Source organism: Rathayibacter sp. AY2B9 (assembly GCF_002931595.1).
Classification (GTDB): Bacteria; Actinomycetota; Actinomycetes; order Actinomycetales; family Microbacteriaceae; genus Rathayibacter.
In genome coordinates, this window is the sequence record NZ_PSUB01000013.1 from 42,290 (window position 1) to 56,815 (window position 14,526).

Below are 14,526 nucleotides of genomic sequence, written 5' to 3' on the forward strand. Positions count from 1 at the left end.
AGGCGCCGCGGATCAGCGCGGTGCGGCGTGCGCGCGCTCCCAGGAGTGCTCGTGCCGGGTCAGCAGCCACGAGCCCGCCGCGCAGAGGGCGCAGGCGGCCGCGGTGGCGAGCAGGGCGGTCGCCCAGGTCGGGGCATCGCGGCTGACGAGCAGGTTCGCGGAGGCGACCAGCACGCCGAGACCGGCGCCCGCGCTGGTGCCGAGCACGAACGGGCCGTCGCGGCGGCTCGCGACGCGCACCGCGACCATGCCGGCGACCGCTCCCGCGCCTCCGACGACTCCGATGCCCGCGCCGGAGGCCGCTCCCATGAGCAGGCCGAAGCTCACCAGCCCGGGCGGGCCGTCGGCGGCGAGGACGCCGGGCAGGTAGAGGACCAGGGCGACGGCGGCGCCGACCGCGCCGCCCACCAGGATCGCGCCGACCAGCAGGGCGGCGGTGACGTAGCCGACCCGCGCGGCAGGCCGCGCGGATCCTCCGGGTTCGAACATTCGCGGCTCCATCGACGCGGCCCGCGGGGCAGCGGGCGGTCCTCGGACAGTACGCCCGAACGCCCCTCGGCGGAACCGCCGTCGGGGATCGGCGGGACTAGCGCCGGAGGGTCTCGCTCGGGAGCTCGCCGAACCGCGTCGCGTAGTGCTGGGCGAAGCGGCCGCCGCTGATGAACCCCCAGCGTGCGGCGACGTCGCCGACCACCAGCGAGCCGATCGATCCGGCCGAGAGCTCCTCGTGCGCGCGCTCGAGGCGGACGTCGCGCAGGTAGTGCCGCGGGGTCTCGCCGAAGGCGCGCTGGAACGCCAGCTGCACGCCGCGGACCGTGAGCCCGGCCGCGTCGGCGATGTCGGCCACTCCGAGGGGCAGGTCGGCGTTGGCCTGCACGAACTCCACGGCCCGTCGGAGGCGCCGAGCGCTGACCGAGGGCGGCACGGCCGGCAGCGGGGCGATGCAGTGGGCGAAGGTCTGCAGGGCGGCGAGCGCGGCGATGCGGGCGACGCCGTCGCGCTGCAGCACGGTGGGCGTGTGCGGGGAGGCGAGGGTGTCGCGCAGGAGCCGGATCGCGGCCCACCAGGCGGTCGTGTCGCGCGCCACGGGGGCGAACCGCAGCGGGCCGGGCTCGGTGCCGTGCAGCTCGGCGGCGATCGCCTCGAGGTGGGCGGCCTCGAAGTGCACGAGCGCGTCGCGGTACTCGAGGGCCTCGAAGCCGAAGGGCCGGCCGCTCGGGAACATGGCCGGGCGTCCGACGACGAGGCGGTGCTCGTCGCGCCCCAGGTCGAGGGAGGCGCGCCCCGCGGTCAGCCAGAGGGCGACGTAGACGTCGCTCGGGGCCACCGTGCCGCGCACCCGGCCCAGGAAGGAGGCGGAGTGGAGGCTCACGGGCCCGGGCCCGGTCGTCGTGTAGCGGAACGCGAACGGCACGACCGAGCGTTCGGCCCGGAAGCCGGAGCCGTTGTACGAGCCGGCGTAGAAGTCGCGCGCCTCGTCGAGGTCGTTCCCGCGACGCTCCGACTGCCACACGGGCAGCCGTGCGGGCGGGGAAGTGCTCATCCGGTCAGTGTCCCAGGGGGCACCGACATTCTGCACTCAGTGGCGGAAAGCGGGAGAACGTGCTCAGCCGAGCGACCCGCGCTCCAGGTCGGGTCCCTCACCCGCCGGATCACCGCCCGCACGCGAATCGGGGCCGCCCCGAGGGAGCGGCCCCGATTCACGGGAGGAGTCACGCACGCTTCTGGTGCGGCTCCTCGACGAGGTCCGTGTCGTCGCCGTCGTCCTCGGCGTCGATCCACTTCGAGTAGTCCGGCTCGTCCGGGTGGCTGAGCTCGCGCTCGAGCGCGCTGTAATCGACCGCCGGGCTGAACGACTTCAGCTCACGGGCGATCTTGGTGTTCTTCGCCTTCTGACGGCCGCGCCCCATGGGTGACCCCCTCACGATGACAGGCCAGACGGGCAGTGAGCCGGCTGGGGAAAAGAGCAGACAGGGAAAGTTGAAATCTACGCGGTAGTTTAGCAGACGGGGGACACGCCACCCCGGGCCTCGATCTGCCGGACGGCCGCCCATCCTCGACCGCGTCAGGAGCACCGTGGACAGCGTCGCCCCACCGCGTCCCGTCGTGGTGATCGGCGCGGGTCAGGCGGGTCTGTCCGTGACCTACTACCTGCGCCGTCTCGGCCTCGTCCCCGGGCGCGACCTGATCGTCCTCGACCGCGGTCCGGAGCCCGGCGGGGCCTGGCAGTTCCGCTGGGAGGCCCTGCGGCTCGGCTCCGCGCACCGCGTGCACGATCTCCCGGGCATGGAGCGGATGGGGCTCTCGTTCCGCACGGCCGATCACCGGCGACCGGCACGGGACGTGGTCCGCGAGTACTACGGGCGCTACGAGGAGGAGCTCGGTCTCGAGATCCGCCGTCCGGAGTCGGTGCGGCGCGTCACGAGTGCGACGCCGCACGACACGGGGTCGCCGCTCGTCGTCGAGTCCGACCGCGCGGTCGAGCGCGCGAGCCTGCTCGTCAACGCGACCGGCACCTGGGGATCGCCCTTCGTCCCGCACTACCCCGGGCGCGACCGCTTCCGCGGCGTGCAGATCGACCCGACCGAGTACGTCCGCGCCGAGGACTTCGCCGGGAAGCAGGTGCTCGTGGTCGGCGGCGGCACCTCGGCGATCGGCTTCCTGCTGGAGCTCGAGCGGGTGGCGCGCTCGCTGACGTGGGCGACGCGGCGACCGGTGGTCTACCACGACGGCGAGCAGCTGGCGATGGAGTCGGCGGTGGAGGCGGTGGCCGAGCAGGACCGCGCCGCCCGCGCCGGGCTGCCCCTCCCGAGCATCGTCGGCGGCACGGGCGTGCAGCGCACCCGCCGGGTGGTCGCCGGGATCGAGCGCGGGCTCCTGCACGAGCGGGGGATGTTCTCGTCGATCGAGGAGGAGGGCGTGCGCTGGCCGGACGGCTCCTTCACGCGCGCCGACGCGATCATCTGGGCGACGGGCTTCCGGCCGGAGCTGCGCCACCTCGCTCCGCTCGGGCTGCGCGAGCGCGAGGGCGGCATCGCGGTCGCCGACGGAGCCTCGCTGACGGATCCGCGCGTCTTCTTCGCCGGCTACGGCCCGACGGCCTCGACCATCGGGGCGAACCGCTCGGGCCGGCGCATCGCGCGCGCGGTCGTGGCGCGCCTGCCCTGAGCGCGCCTGCCCTGAGCCGGCCTGATCTGAGCCGGTCCGCCCTGAGCGGCGCGGCGCCTCAGATCCTGCCGTCCCAGTCCACCGGCACCACGGAGCCGCGGTAGCGGATCCCGTCCACGCGGATCGGCCCGGCGAGCGCGGGCGAGAGCGGCGCGACGACCAGGGTGTCGCCTCCGGGAGCGAGCCCCAGCGCCGCCGACAGCACGGCGACGGAGGCGGCCGCCGACCAGGCCTGCGGTCGGCAGGCCGCCGGGTACGGCACCGGCGCGTGCACCTCGGCGGCGGGGTCGCCCGAGTGCAGCTCGGGCATCCGGTAGCCGAAGCCCTCGGCCGCGGCGATCAGTCCGCGCGAGAGGGTCGTCGCCGCCGCCCCGAAGCCCTCCCGGGCGAGCCCGGTGACGGCGATCGCGGTGTCGTGGGCCCAGACGGAGCCGCCGTGGTACGACAGCGGCCAGTAGCCGCCCGAGCCGGTGTCCAGGGTGCGCAGGCCGAAGCCCGAGTCGAGCCCGGGGGAGACCAGCAGCTCGGCGACCCGGGCGGCGTGCTCGGGGGAGAGGATGCCGGTGCCGAGGAGGTGGCCGAGGTTGCTGGTGATCGTGTCGACCGGGCGCCCGGCCGCGTCGAGCGCGATCGCCGGGTAGCCGCCGTCGGCGTCGTCGATCCAGAACGCCTCCGCGAAGCGCGCCTTCAGCGTCGACGCCGCCTCGCGCCACTCCGAGCCGTCACGGCCGAGGTGCTCGAGCAGCGCCGCTCCGCCGACCATGGCCTCGTGGGCGTAGGCCTGCACCTCGCAGAGCGCGATCGGACCCTCCGCGAGCGTGCCGTCGCGCCACTGGATCGAGTCGCCCGAGTCCTTCCAGCCCTGGTTGGCGAGGCCGTGCCCCGTGGTGTCGACGTACTCGAGGAACCCGTCGCCGTCGGAGTCGCCGTCGTCGCGGAGCCAGCGCAGCGCCGCCTCCAGAGCGGGCAGCAGCTCCTCGACCTCGTCGTCCGGGAGCCCCCAGCGCCAGGCGTCGTGGAGGAGGCAGACCCAGAGCGCGGTGGCGTCGACCGTGCCGAAGTAGAGCGGGGGCAGCGAGACGCCCTCGCCGGGGATCTCGAGGGTCGTGGCGCGCAGCTCGTGCATGATCCTGCCCGGCTGCTCGGCGGTGTCCGCGACGTGGCGGGTGCCCTGCAGGCCGGCCAGGACGCGGAGGGTGGAGGCGGCGATCCCGGTCCCGAGGGGGAGGAGCATCCGCGCCGCCCAGATCGAGTCGCGGCCGAACAGGGTGAAGAACCACGGCGCTCCCGCGGCGAGGAAGGGCTCGCCGGGGCGCTCCACGGTGACCATGCGCAGGGCGTCGAGGTCGTCGAGCGCGGCGCGGCACCAGGAGGCGAGGCGGGAGTCGCCGGTCTCGAGCGCGGTCCCCGCCCATTCGGCCGGTCCGGACGCGGCGGCGACCACGGCGGAGGCGTCCCCCGCGGCGACGCTCCACACGACCTCGACGCTCCCGCGGGCCGGGATCACGACGCTCCAGGTGAGCACCGTGCCCGAGATCGAGGCGCCGGGCGCGCGCAGCTCGGCGCGGACCGGGCCGTGGGTCCAGTCGAGGCCGCCGTCCACCAGAGCGGTCGCGAAGGAGGGCTCGTCGCGGAGCCCCGCCTTCACCACGTGCACGAGCGAGAAGTCGGGGTCGAGGGTCAGCTCGACGGTGGTCGCGACCTCGTCGGGCAGCGCCGACTCGAGGCGGATGCTCTCGCGGACGCCGCCGGCGGAGACCTCCCGCGAGCGGACCACGCGGATCCGCGGGTCCGCGGCGGCGTCGTCGAGATGGCGGGCGAGCGCGGTGAAGCGGGCGGAGGAGGCGCCGTCGCGGCCGGTCGCGATCGCCTCGAGCGCCGCGCCGCCCACCCGGAGGGAGGCGCCCGCGAGCACGCGCACGTCGCCGAGGTAGAGCCCGTGCACGGGGCGGGAGCCGACCTCGCCCGCCTCGTCCGACCACAGCTGCACGGGCGCGCGGAGCAGGACGAGGGAGTCGTGGAGGAGGGGCTGGCGGGGCGGGGTCTGTCGGTCGTCGCGCTCGGTCGTCACGGTCGACTCCTCACTGGATCGTCGGTGCTGGGGGCGTGCCGCCGATCGTCCTCCGCCGGCCCCGGGAGTGCCGGAGCGTGGCGGACGGTTGACAGCGGCGTCGTCGGAGGTAACCTTACCGAAGGATTTGATCGATCAAACCGGTATATTCCGCCGGGTTGGAACGATCAAGAGCACGTCGAGGAGGACGCATGGCACTGCCGACCGTCGAGGACGTCGCCCGTGCCGCCGGCGTCTCGCGCCAGACCGTGTCGAACGTGCTCAACAGCCCGCACATCGTCCGTGACAGCACCCGCGAGCGCGTGGAGAAGGCGATCGGCGACCTCAACTACCGACCGCACGCCTCCGCCCGCCGCCTCCGCACCCGCAAGTCCGGCACCATCGGTGTCCGGATGGACCGCGTGCTCGACGGCATCTCCGGCAGCCTGCTCGACCGCTTCCTCCACGCCGTCACCGAGCAGGCCGACGCGCGGGGCATGCGCATCCTCCTCTACACGGCGAAGAGCCCGGAGGAGGAGATCGAGCGGATCGGGCGCCTCCGCGACGGAGCCGACGTCGACGCCTTCGTGCTCACCTCCACCTTCTACGGCGACCCCCGGACCGCCTGGCTGATCGAGCAGGCCGTGCCCTTCGTCACCTTCGGCCGCCCCTGGGGCGTCGACGACCGCAACGACCCGCAGCACCTCTGGGTCGACGTCGACGGCGCCGCCGGGCTCGCCCAGGCCACGGCGCACCTCGCCGACAGCGGCTGCTCCCGCATCGGCTTCCTCGGCTGGCCGAGCGGATCCGCGACCGGCGACGACCGCCGCAGCGGCTGGGAGCGGGTGCACCGCGAGCGGTTCCCCGACGCGCCACTGCTCGCCGCCTCCTCCGAGGACGACGTCCAGCAGGCCCGGATCGCGGCCATCGAGTTCCTCCGCTCGACCCCGGAGCTCGACGGGCTGGTCTGCGTCTCCGACTCGCTCGCGCTCGGCGCCTCGATGGCAGCCGTGGCCGTCGGCCGGCCCTCCCTCCCGATCGTCGGCTTCGACAACACCCCCGTCGCCGCGGCCGTCGGCCTGCCGAGCATCGAGCAGGACCTCGACGCGGTGGCCGCGGGCGCGCTCGAGCTCCTGCTGGGCGAGCGCGGCGACGACGTCGTCCACCGCTCGCTCGCGCCGGGCGAGGCCCACCGCCTGATCGAGCCCCACCTCGTGCTCCGCACCCCCCTCCACCACCCCGCCGACTGAGGCGCCGTCACTCCGACCGGCGCCCCTCCCCACGAAAGGCCAGACCATGACCCCCACCCACCGCGCGGCACGCTGGGGTGCCGCGATCCTCGCCGGAGGCCTGCTGCTCCCGCTCGCCGCCTGCTCGAGCGGCTCCGACTCCGGTGACGCGGGCGGCGACTCCGCCCTCACCGTGATGATCGGCTCGTCCGGCGACGCCGAGACGACCGCCGTCACCGACGCCGTGAACGCCTGGGGCGAGCAGAACAGCACGACGGTCGACGTGGTCGCCGCCAGCGACCTGACGCAGCAGCTCGGCCAGGGCTTCTCCGGCGGCAACCCGCCCGACCTCTTCTACATGAGCTGGGACCAGTTCCAGACCTACGCGAGCAACCGCTACCTGGAGCCGTACGCCCAGGACGCCGGGGACGCCGACGCCTTCTACCCGGCGCTGCGCGACGCGTTCAGCTACGACGACCGGTTCTACTGCGAGCCCAAGGACTTCTCCACGCTCGGCCTCGTGATCAACACGGATCTCTGGGCGGCGGCCGGCCTCACCGACGCGGACGTCCCCACCGACTGGGCCTCGCTCGAGTCGGCGGCGACGAAGCTGACCGCGAACGGAGTGACCGGGCTCTCCTTCGGCGCCGAGTACGCGCGCATCGGCACCTTCATGAACCAGGCCGGCGGATCGCTCCTCTCGGAGGACGGCACCACCGTCACCGCGGACACCCCCGAGAACGTCGCGGGCCTGACCGAAGTGAAGACGCTGCTCACCGACGGCGTGCTGAAGTTCCCGGCAGCGCTCGACTCCGGCTGGTCCGGCGAGGCGTTCGGCAAGGGCGCGGCGGCGATGGTCATCGAGGGCCCGTGGATCAACGGAGCGCTCGCGGCCGACTACCCCGACGTGAACTACCGCGTCGCCGAGCTCCCCGCCGGCCCCGGCGGGAAGTCGACCTTCACCTTCAGCAACTGCTGGGGCATCCCCGTCGGCAGCGCCACGGCCGAGAAGACGGAGTCGCTCGTGTCGGCCCTGACCTCGGACGAGCAGCAGCTCGCCTTCTCGGACGCCTTCGGAGTCATCCCCTCCACCGAGACCGGAGCCGCCGAGTACGCGACGAAGTACCCCGAGAACGCCGCCTTCGTCTCCGGCAACGACTACGCGGTGAGCCCCGTGGCCTTCGCCGGCGCGGCGACCGTCATCACCGACTTCAACTCGGCGCTCGAGGGCCTCGCGACCGGCGACCCGGAGTCGATCCTCGGCGACCTGCAGACCAACCTGCAGGACGCGCTCGACACCGCGAACGCGAAGTAGCCCGGCCGGGAGGCGGCGGACCCGACCGCCGCCTCCCCGTGCCCGACCGGCACGCCCCACCCCGCGCACGTGAGTCGAAGGAGACGCATCGATGAGCACCACCGCCGCCCCCCGGAGCCGCCGCTCCGGCATCCGCGGGCACGAGGCCCGCTACGGCTGGCTCTTCACCCTCCCGGCGATCGTCGTGATCGGCGTGTTCCTCGTCGTCCCGATCGGCCTCGCCCTCTGGGTCAGCGTGAGCAACTGGAACGGGCTCGGCTCGCCCCTCGGGCCGACCGCGCAGTTCGTCGGAGCCGACAACTACCGCGCGGTGCTCACCGACTCCGGCCTGGCGCAGAAGGACTTCGGCACCGCGATCCGCAACAACGTCTACTACGTGCTGCTCGTGGTGCCGCTGCAGACCGCGCTCGCGCTCTTCCTCGCCGTGCAGGTGAACCGGCGGATCCTGCGGGGCCGGGGCTTCTTCCGCACCGCCTTCTACTTCCCCTCCGTCACCTCCTCGATCGCGATCACCGTGATCTTCCTGTTCCTCTTCTCCGCCTCGGGCGTCGTCAACGCGGTGCTCGGCTGGTTCGGCGCCGACGGGCCGACCTGGATGGCCGACCCGACCGGTGTCCTGCACTCGCTCCTGGGCGCCGTCGGCGTCGACGGCTCCGGGCCGCTGGCCGCGGGCGCCCCGCTCGGACTCACCTGGTGGGACTGGCTGTCCGGCCCGTCCGTCGCGATGTGCGTGCTGATCACGATGGCGATCTTCACCACCTCGGGCACGTTCATGCTGCTGTTCCTCGCGGCGCTGCAGAACATCGGCGCCGAGATCGACGAGGCGGCGCTCATGGACGGCGCCGGCCCGCTCCGGAAGTTCTTCTCGGTCACCCTGCCGATGCTCAAGCCCACGCTCTTCACCGTGCTGACCCTCGGACTGATCGGCACCTGGCAGGTGTTCGACCAGATCTACCTCACCGGAGGAGGGGCGCCGGGCAAGACGCTGCTCACCCCGGCGTACCTCGCCTACGAGTCCTCGTTCACGGATCTCCGCTGGGGTCAGGGCGCCGCGATCGCCTTCATCCTCTTCTTCATCATCGTCGTGCTGACGCTCCTGCAGAGGGCGCTCCTCCGCGAGAAGGGGGAGCCGCGCCGGCGCCCCCGCCGCGCCGCCCGCGCCGACGCCGCGACGACCCTCACCACGGGAGGCATCCGATGAGCACGCTGACCGAGCCCGGCACCCGCGCCCCCGAGAGCCCCGAGCCCGCCGCACCGGTGCCGCACCGCCGCATCCGCCTCGGCGCCCGCGGCCGCGCGTCGCTGATCGGCGGCTACCTGCTGCTGATCGCGCTGGCGCTGGTGTACATCTACCCGTTCCTGATCTCGGTCGCCTCGTCGTTCAAGTCGGACGCCGACGCCACCGCGAACCCGCTGTCGCTGCTGCCCGCGACCTGGTCGTTCGCCTCCTACGAGCGGCTGTTCACAGATGTCCCGCTGCCGCTGTGGACGCTCAACTCGGTGATCGTCACCGTGTTCGTCACCGTCGGCCGGGTCTTCTTCGACTCGCTGGCCGGCTACGCGCTGTCGCGGCTGCGCTTCCGCGGGCGGGGCCTGCTGTTCGCGTTGTTCATCGGAGTGATGAGCGTGCCCGCGGTGGTGCTGCTGATCCCGCGGTTCCTGATCCTCAAGCAGCTCGGCCTCTACGACAGCTACGCGGGGATGATCGTCCCGCTGATCGTGGACGCGGCGGGGATCTTCATCATGAAGCAGTTCTTCGACTCGATCCCGCTCTCCATCGAGGAGGCCGCGCGGATCGACGGGGCCGGGGTGTTCCGGACCTTCCGCTCGATCGTGGTGCCGATGGCGCGTCCGGCGATCGTGACGCTGTTCATCCTGTCGTTCCAGGGCTCGTGGAACGAGTTCTCGCACTTCGTGGTGTCTCGGCAGTCGCCGGAGCTGAACACGCTGACGACCGGAGTCGCGTCGCTCGTGTCGGGGCAGCTGGGCACCGGCAACCAGTACCCGCTGCAGCTCGCGGCCGCGGTGCTGATGTCGATCCCGGTGGCCGTCCTGTTCTTCGTCTTCCAGCGGCGGATCATGAACACGACCGAGGGCGCGGAGAAGGGCTGACGCGGGGGCTCCGGCTCCTGCTGATCGAGCAGCGCGCGTGGGTGACCGGTTCCTGCTGATCGAGCAGCGCACAGGGCGCGTATCGAGATCCGCCTCTGTGCGGAGGGCCTCGATACGCCCCTGCGGGGCTGCTCGACCAGCATGCGGGAGTGCCGCCCCTACTTCGCGAGGAACTCCAGGACGACGCGGTTCCACTCCTCCGGGTGGCTCACGGTCACTCCGTGCGGGGCGCCGTGGACGACGTGCAGCTCGGAGCCGGGGATCGCCGCGTGGGTGCGGGCGCCGGAGCCCTCGAACGGAACCGTGCCGTCGCCGTCGCCGTGGATGACGAGCGCGGGCACCGACACGTTCGGCAGGTCCTCGCGGAAGTCGGTGGTCGCGAACGCCGTCATGCAGGCGAGTGCCGCGTGCTTGGCCGACTGCTTCGCCAGAGCGATCGCCTCCTGGCGCTGCTCCTCCGTCACCTTCAGCACGCCGTCGACCGAGAAGAAGTCGGTGGTGAACCGGTCGTAGAAGTCGTCCTCGCTCTTCGTGAGGCCCGCGGTCATCTGCGCGGCCTGCGCCTTCTCGAGCGGGCCGTCCGGGTTGTCGTCCGTCTTCATCAGGTACGGCGGGACGGCCGAGGCGAAGACGACGCTGTGCAGGCGATCGGCGCCGTACTTCGTGAAGTAGCGGGCGACCTCGCCGCCGCCCATCGAGAAGCCGACCAGGGTGACGTCCTGCAGGTCGAGCTCGGTGAGGAGGGTGTGCAGGTCCTCGGTGAGCGTGTCGTAGCTGTAGCCGGTGAGCGGCTTGTCGCTGCGCCCGAAGCCGCGGCGGTCGTAGGTGACGACGCGGTAGCCGGCCTCGGCGAACGCGGGGACCTGCTCCTTCCACGACTCGCCCGAGAGGGGCCAGCCGTGGATGAGGACCACGGGGCGGCCCGATCCGCCGGTGTCGTCGACGTGCAGGTCCGTGTCCTTGAAGAGTCCGTGGTGGGCGGTGATCTCGGCCATGGCGAGTGCTCCTTCCGGCGCCGACGATCGGCGTCACTCGATGTTCGAGGACGTCCCTGCGAGCGGATGGCCGGGGCGGGGAGGGTTGACAGCTCCCGTCACTCCGCGACGACGGCCGCGGCGAGGCCCCGCAGCGCGGTGTGCAGCCCGGGGCTCATGGGCAGCCCGGCGTCGAGCACCGCGTTCGCGGCGGCGACCAGCACCGGTGCCGCGGGGGAGGAGACCACGGTGAGGCCGGCGGGCGGATCCGCGTCGCCCGAGGGCCGCACGACCAGGACGAGCCGGGAGCTGGGAGCGCTCGTGCTGATCGTCGCTCCCGATCGGGCGGGCAGCACCGCGAGGGTGCCGCGACCGACGAACTCGCGCTCCTCCCGACTGGCGACGGTGAACGCGCCCTCGAGCGGGAGCAGGAGCACCACCGACCCCGGGTCGGCGCGGGGGCTCGGGCGGAAGTCGATCGTGCCGGCCGTGTGCCAGATCCGCCGGAGGAGCACGCCCCCGGCGGCGGCCTCCTGACCGGTGACGGCGAAAGCGGGGTCGGGCCCGGCCTCGGCGTGGCGGGCCCGCAGCCAGTGCCGGGCGGAGTCGCCGCGGAGGGGCATCGGGCGGATCAGCGGATCGGACACGGCGGCTCCCGAGGAACGCGGACCTGAATCGGCCGAGACAGTGAGGAACCATCATCCTAGGAGCGGCGGGAGGCGTGGTCTCCGGAGTGGCGCGTCCTCACATGCCGATGCCGCCCCGGCCGCGCTGAGCGCGACGCCGGAGCGGCATCCGAAGAGTGGTGCGGACTACTGGAATCCGCCGCCGCGGTCCTCCGGGTCCTCGATCGGGTCGGAGTCGGGCGTGTCGATCGAGTAGGTCACGTGGACCGCCTCGCCGACCTCCTTGGCGGAGACGGCGTTGTAGACGAGGTGCGTCTCCTGGCCGTCGACGGCGGCGTAGACGTCGACCTCCTTCTCGTAGCCCCCCTCGGTGCTGACGCGGTTCTCGGTCTGGCCGTCGAACGGCCCGCCCTGGAAGAAGGCGAGGTAGCTCTCGCCCTCGGCGAGTGCGCGGATGTCGTTGCTCATGCCCCCAGGTCTACCACTCGGCGCCTTCCCGCCGCTCGGCCTTGCGCTCGACGGGCGGAGGAGGGCCGGGAGCGGCGGCGGCCGTGCCGCGAGGTGGCACTGCTCGACGGGATCTCTCCGCACGCGCCGTCAGGGCACGAGCTGCTGCGTGATCGAGGCCGTCGGCCCGCTCAGCGCGATCTCGGCGAGCGCGCCGTTGACCAGGGGCATCTGCGGCGGCTGGTGCCCGGTGTCGACGTCGAGGATCACCGGCACGCCGAGATCGCCGAGAGCGCGCCGCACCGCGTCCTCCTGGCTCAGCTCGGGCAGGGACGCGCCCGCGGTCCGGCCGATCAGGACGCCGGTCGCCTGCTCGAACCAGCCCGCGAGGCGGAGGGAGGTGAGCATCCGGAGCACCGAGACGGAGTCGGACCCGGCCGCCTCCAGGTAGACGACAGTCCCCTCCGGCGCGTAGCGGCGAGCGAAGCCCGGCACGTCGCCGTAGGGCGTGCCCGCGAGCAGGGACACCGTCTCGAGGCATCCGCCGATCAAGCGGCCGGACATCGCCGCGTCCGCTGCCCCGTCGAGCGAGCGCCAGCGGGTCGGCTCCTCGTAGGCCCGATCGCGGTCGAGCGGCTCGTCCGCCCACGCACCCCACGGACGGCTCCGGCGTCGCGGCGCGGCGTGCTGCGTGAACGCGGCTCCGGGCTCGAGGCCGGCGACCTCCGTCCAGCGGTGGAACCCGACCGGCAGCTCCCACGGCTCGTCCATCAGATTGGCGCCGTGGATCGTCGCGAGCCCGGTCGTCGTCGTCAGGGGCAGGAGCAGCGTCGAGACGTCCGACCAGCCGACGAACCAGGGCCGGGCCTCCGCGAGGGCGTGCCAGTCGAGCCTCTCCAGCAACTCGACGGCGAGCTCGCCGCCCCACGGAGGAAGGACCGCGTCCCCGCTCCGGAAGGCGTCGTGCAGGTCGGCCGCCCGATCCGCGGCGGACGCCGGAGCGAGTCCGCCGAGGAGGGCGTGCGGCCGGACCCGGACGTCGTATCCCGCCGAGCCGAGTCGGCGCGCGGCGTCCTGCAGCCGGTCGTGCAGGTGCGCGGGGACTCCCGTCGAGGGCGCGGGCACCTCCACCCGGCCTCCGGCGCGGAGGGGCGCGGGGTACGTGATGCTCGCCATCCGACGACGCTAACGCCCCTCGCGGTGACGGGCTTCGAATGCTCCGTCCGGCGAGTACCTCCGCGCCCTTCCTGCCCCGACTCGCGGGCGGCCGCTGAGCGCGATCGCGAGAGGGGTCGGCGCGAGTGCCGCGCCGCCCACCCACCCACTCGTGCGCAGCGCCGCCCGCCGGGAAGAAAGATGGGGCCAGGAGGCGCACCGGAACGTGACGTCCCGGTCTCGCGCAGGCGTCTCGGCTCCGCTGCTGCCGGCGGCGATCAGCGCCACGCGGCGCCTTCAGCTCGTGAGGCGGCCGATCTCGTCCTCGGAGAGGAGGCGGTCGGAGTAGAGCACGATGCGAGCCGCGGGGTCGGGGCTGTGCGCGTCGGGGCCCGCCCACCTCCGTTCGAGACCGAGTCGAGCGACCGTGCGGTGCGATCGCTCGTTCCGTTCCGCGACGACCGCGGTCACGGGGAGCTCCGGCCGGAGCCGCCGCGCCCGAGCGATCCCTGCGGAGTCGACCTCCTGGGCGTACCCCCTGCCCCAGTGGTCCGGATGGACGGTGAATGCGACGTTCCAGGCCGTGTCGGTGAGGAGAGTGCAGCCGCCGACCCCGATCGCGCCGTCCGCGCAGCCCTCGGTACTCCGCACCCGGACGACCCAGCTGCTGAGGTCGTCTCGCGCCCACTGCGCCGTCCGTCGGGCGAGCACCGCCCGGGTCTGCTCGACGGAGCCGTGTCGGAGGAGGGGGTCGCCCGCCGCGATCCGCTCGTCGGAGTACAGCCGCCACAGCTCGTCCAGATCGCTCTCGGCGGGACGGAACAGCCGGAGCCGCTCGGTCGTCTCGTCGGGGCGATCACCGGCGCCGATGGTGCCGCCGCTCGCTCGAGGGGGGACTCGCGACCACCGGCGCGGTCGCTGAGGGGTGAGGCGAGCGCGGTGACCGCGCCTGGACGTCCACCCGCTCAGCCCGTGATCAGGCCGGTGAGGCGGTCGGCGGCGGCTCCGACGGTCGAGACCGCATTGACCGTGACGAGGCAGGCGATTCCCCAGAACCAGGTGCGACCGGGTGCCCCGGCGCTGCGCCGCTCGAAGGCGAGCCACCAGGCGCCGACCACCGAGACGCACGCCGCGACCACCGAGCCGAGCGCCATGCGGACGTACTCCTCGGGACCGGGGGAGGACCAGGCCGTGGTCGCGAGGACGATGAGCAGCGGGACCACGATCATGCCCAGCGCGCCGAGCAGCACCGCGTGGAGGTGACTGCGGGGAGGGGCCCCGGCCGTCGTCGTCGCGGTCCGCGTCCGTGTCGTGTCCATGCCGCGTCCCCCGTCGCCGCGGTCCGGTCCGCGCTGCCCCGACGCTATCCGCTCGCCGTCCCGCCGTCACCCAGCACCTCGAAGCGGGCCGCGTGCCCGAGTGGGGTCAGCACCGCGCCGCCCCGGCCGAA

Annotated in this window: 15 protein-coding genes; 5 read left to right on the forward strand and 10 right to left on the reverse strand. The window is 73.5% G+C overall.

Features of this window, described 5'->3' with window-relative positions; genetic code table 11:
• Positions 1 to 12: 12 nt before the first annotated feature.
• The 3 genes from C5C25_RS12485 to C5C25_RS12495 form a co-directional block, all read right to left on the reverse strand.
• The gene (locus tag C5C25_RS12485; RefSeq protein ID WP_104250791.1) at positions 13 to 489 is read right to left on the reverse strand and encodes a hypothetical protein; all 477 of its coding nucleotides are present in this window, start codon (positions 487 to 489) and stop codon (positions 13 to 15) included.
• Positions 490 to 586: 97 nt separating this feature from the next.
• Positions 587 to 1,543 carry a helix-turn-helix transcriptional regulator gene (locus C5C25_RS12490; RefSeq protein ID WP_146079470.1) on the reverse strand — a complete coding sequence of 319 codons (957 nt, stop codon included), beginning with the start codon at positions 1,541 to 1,543 and terminating at the stop codon, positions 587 to 589.
• Positions 1,544 to 1,712: 169 nt separating this feature from the next.
• Positions 1,713 to 1,910 carry a DUF3073 domain-containing protein gene (locus tag C5C25_RS12495; protein ID WP_097167615.1) on the reverse strand — a complete coding sequence of 66 codons (198 nt, stop codon included), beginning with the start codon at positions 1,908 to 1,910 and terminating at the stop codon, positions 1,713 to 1,715.
• Between the two features lie 166 nt (positions 1,911 to 2,076).
• On the opposite strand from C5C25_RS12495, the gene C5C25_RS12500 reads away from it, so the two are divergent.
• Positions 2,077 to 3,168, forward strand: coding sequence for an NAD(P)-binding domain-containing protein (locus C5C25_RS12500; protein WP_104250793.1), 1,092 nt, complete (start codon positions 2,077 to 2,079; stop codon positions 3,166 to 3,168).
• A 58-nt stretch (positions 3,169 to 3,226) separates the two neighbouring features.
• Here C5C25_RS12500 and C5C25_RS12505 read toward each other — a convergent pair whose 3' ends face one another.
• Positions 3,227 to 5,239: a glycogen debranching N-terminal domain-containing protein gene (locus tag C5C25_RS12505; RefSeq protein WP_104250794.1), complete on the reverse strand. Its 2,013-nt coding sequence runs from the start codon at positions 5,237 to 5,239 to the stop codon at positions 3,227 to 3,229.
• Between the two features lie 191 nt (positions 5,240 to 5,430).
• On the opposite strand from C5C25_RS12505, the gene C5C25_RS12510 reads away from it, so the two are divergent.
• From C5C25_RS12510 to C5C25_RS12525, 4 genes are all read left to right on the forward strand, one after another.
• Complete coding sequence (locus C5C25_RS12510) at positions 5,431 to 6,468, forward strand: LacI family DNA-binding transcriptional regulator (protein WP_104250795.1); 1,038 nt, start codon at positions 5,431 to 5,433, stop codon at positions 6,466 to 6,468.
• Between the two features lie 46 nt (positions 6,469 to 6,514).
• The gene (locus tag C5C25_RS12515; protein WP_104250796.1) at positions 6,515 to 7,762 is read left to right on the forward strand and encodes an extracellular solute-binding protein; all 1,248 of its coding nucleotides are present in this window, start codon (positions 6,515 to 6,517) and stop codon (positions 7,760 to 7,762) included.
• A 91-nt stretch (positions 7,763 to 7,853) separates the two neighbouring features.
• Positions 7,854 to 8,963 (forward strand): carbohydrate ABC transporter permease, encoded by a 1,110-nt coding sequence (locus tag C5C25_RS12520; RefSeq protein ID WP_104238714.1) that lies wholly within the window; start codon positions 7,854 to 7,856, stop codon positions 8,961 to 8,963.
• A complete protein-coding gene (locus C5C25_RS12525; protein WP_104238713.1) occupies positions 8,960 to 9,874 on the forward strand; it encodes a carbohydrate ABC transporter permease in 915 nt (304 codons plus the stop codon). Before C5C25_RS12520 ends, C5C25_RS12525 begins: the two co-directional genes overlap by 4 nt.
• Positions 9,875 to 10,032: 158 nt before the next feature.
• Here C5C25_RS12525 and C5C25_RS12530 read toward each other — a convergent pair whose 3' ends face one another.
• The 6 genes from C5C25_RS12530 to C5C25_RS16875 all read right to left on the reverse strand — a co-directional run bounded on the left by C5C25_RS12530 (position 10,033) and on the right by C5C25_RS16875 (position 14,395).
• Positions 10,033 to 10,869, reverse strand: a complete 837-nt coding sequence (locus tag C5C25_RS12530; protein WP_104233839.1) for an alpha/beta fold hydrolase — start codon at positions 10,867 to 10,869, stop codon at positions 10,033 to 10,035.
• 98 nt (positions 10,870 to 10,967) lie between these two features.
• On the reverse strand, positions 10,968 to 11,495 hold the full coding sequence (locus C5C25_RS12535; protein WP_104250797.1) for a hypothetical protein: 528 nt from the start codon (positions 11,493 to 11,495) through the stop codon (positions 10,968 to 10,970).
• Between the two features lie 165 nt (positions 11,496 to 11,660).
• Positions 11,661 to 11,942 carry an oligoribonuclease gene (locus C5C25_RS12540; RefSeq protein WP_104223758.1) on the reverse strand — a complete coding sequence of 94 codons (282 nt, stop codon included), beginning with the start codon at positions 11,940 to 11,942 and terminating at the stop codon, positions 11,661 to 11,663.
• A 129-nt stretch (positions 11,943 to 12,071) separates the two neighbouring features.
• Positions 12,072 to 13,097 carry a S66 peptidase family protein gene (locus C5C25_RS12545; protein WP_104250798.1) on the reverse strand — a complete coding sequence of 342 codons (1,026 nt, stop codon included), beginning with the start codon at positions 13,095 to 13,097 and terminating at the stop codon, positions 12,072 to 12,074.
• A 276-nt stretch (positions 13,098 to 13,373) separates the two neighbouring features.
• Positions 13,374 to 14,135, reverse strand: a complete 762-nt coding sequence (locus tag C5C25_RS12550) for a GNAT family N-acetyltransferase (RefSeq protein WP_258069412.1) — start codon at positions 14,133 to 14,135, stop codon at positions 13,374 to 13,376.
• A complete protein-coding gene (locus tag C5C25_RS16875) occupies positions 14,042 to 14,395 on the reverse strand; it encodes a hypothetical protein (protein WP_258062734.1) in 354 nt (117 codons plus the stop codon). The genes C5C25_RS12550 and C5C25_RS16875 overlap by 94 nt, the downstream gene beginning before the upstream one ends.
• Positions 14,396 to 14,526 lie beyond the last annotated feature (131 nt).

What these genes read in the sequence shown, in the direction of transcription:
- C5C25_RS12485 (WP_104250791.1), bottom strand. Translation starts at nt 489, where the DNA reads ATGTTCGAACCCGGAGGATCCGCGCGGCCTGCCGCGCGGGTCGGCTAC.
- C5C25_RS12490 (WP_146079470.1), bottom strand. Translation starts at nt 1,543, where the DNA reads ATGAGCACTTCCCCGCCCGCACGGCTGCCCGTGTGGCAGTCGGAGCGT.
- C5C25_RS12495 (WP_097167615.1), bottom strand. Translation starts at nt 1,910, where the DNA reads ATGGGGCGCGGCCGTCAGAAGGCGAAGAACACCAAGATCGCCCGTGAG.
- C5C25_RS12510 (WP_104250795.1), top strand. Translation starts at nt 5,431, where the DNA reads ATGGCACTGCCGACCGTCGAGGACGTCGCCCGTGCCGCCGGCGTCTCG.
- C5C25_RS12515 (WP_104250796.1), top strand. Translation starts at nt 6,515, where the DNA reads ATGACCCCCACCCACCGCGCGGCACGCTGGGGTGCCGCGATCCTCGCC.
- C5C25_RS12520 (WP_104238714.1), top strand. Translation starts at nt 7,854, where the DNA reads ATGAGCACCACCGCCGCCCCCCGGAGCCGCCGCTCCGGCATCCGCGGG.
- C5C25_RS12525 (WP_104238713.1), top strand. Translation starts at nt 8,960, where the DNA reads ATGAGCACGCTGACCGAGCCCGGCACCCGCGCCCCCGAGAGCCCCGAG.
- C5C25_RS12530 (WP_104233839.1), bottom strand. Translation starts at nt 10,869, where the DNA reads ATGGCCGAGATCACCGCCCACCACGGACTCTTCAAGGACACGGACCTG.
- C5C25_RS12540 (WP_104223758.1), bottom strand. Translation starts at nt 11,942, where the DNA reads ATGAGCAACGACATCCGCGCACTCGCCGAGGGCGAGAGCTACCTCGCC.
- C5C25_RS12545 (WP_104250798.1), bottom strand. Translation starts at nt 13,097, where the DNA reads ATGGCGAGCATCACGTACCCCGCGCCCCTCCGCGCCGGAGGCCGGGTG.
- C5C25_RS16875 (WP_258062734.1), bottom strand. Translation starts at nt 14,395, where the DNA reads ATGGACACGACACGGACGCGGACCGCGACGACGACGGCCGGGGCCCCT.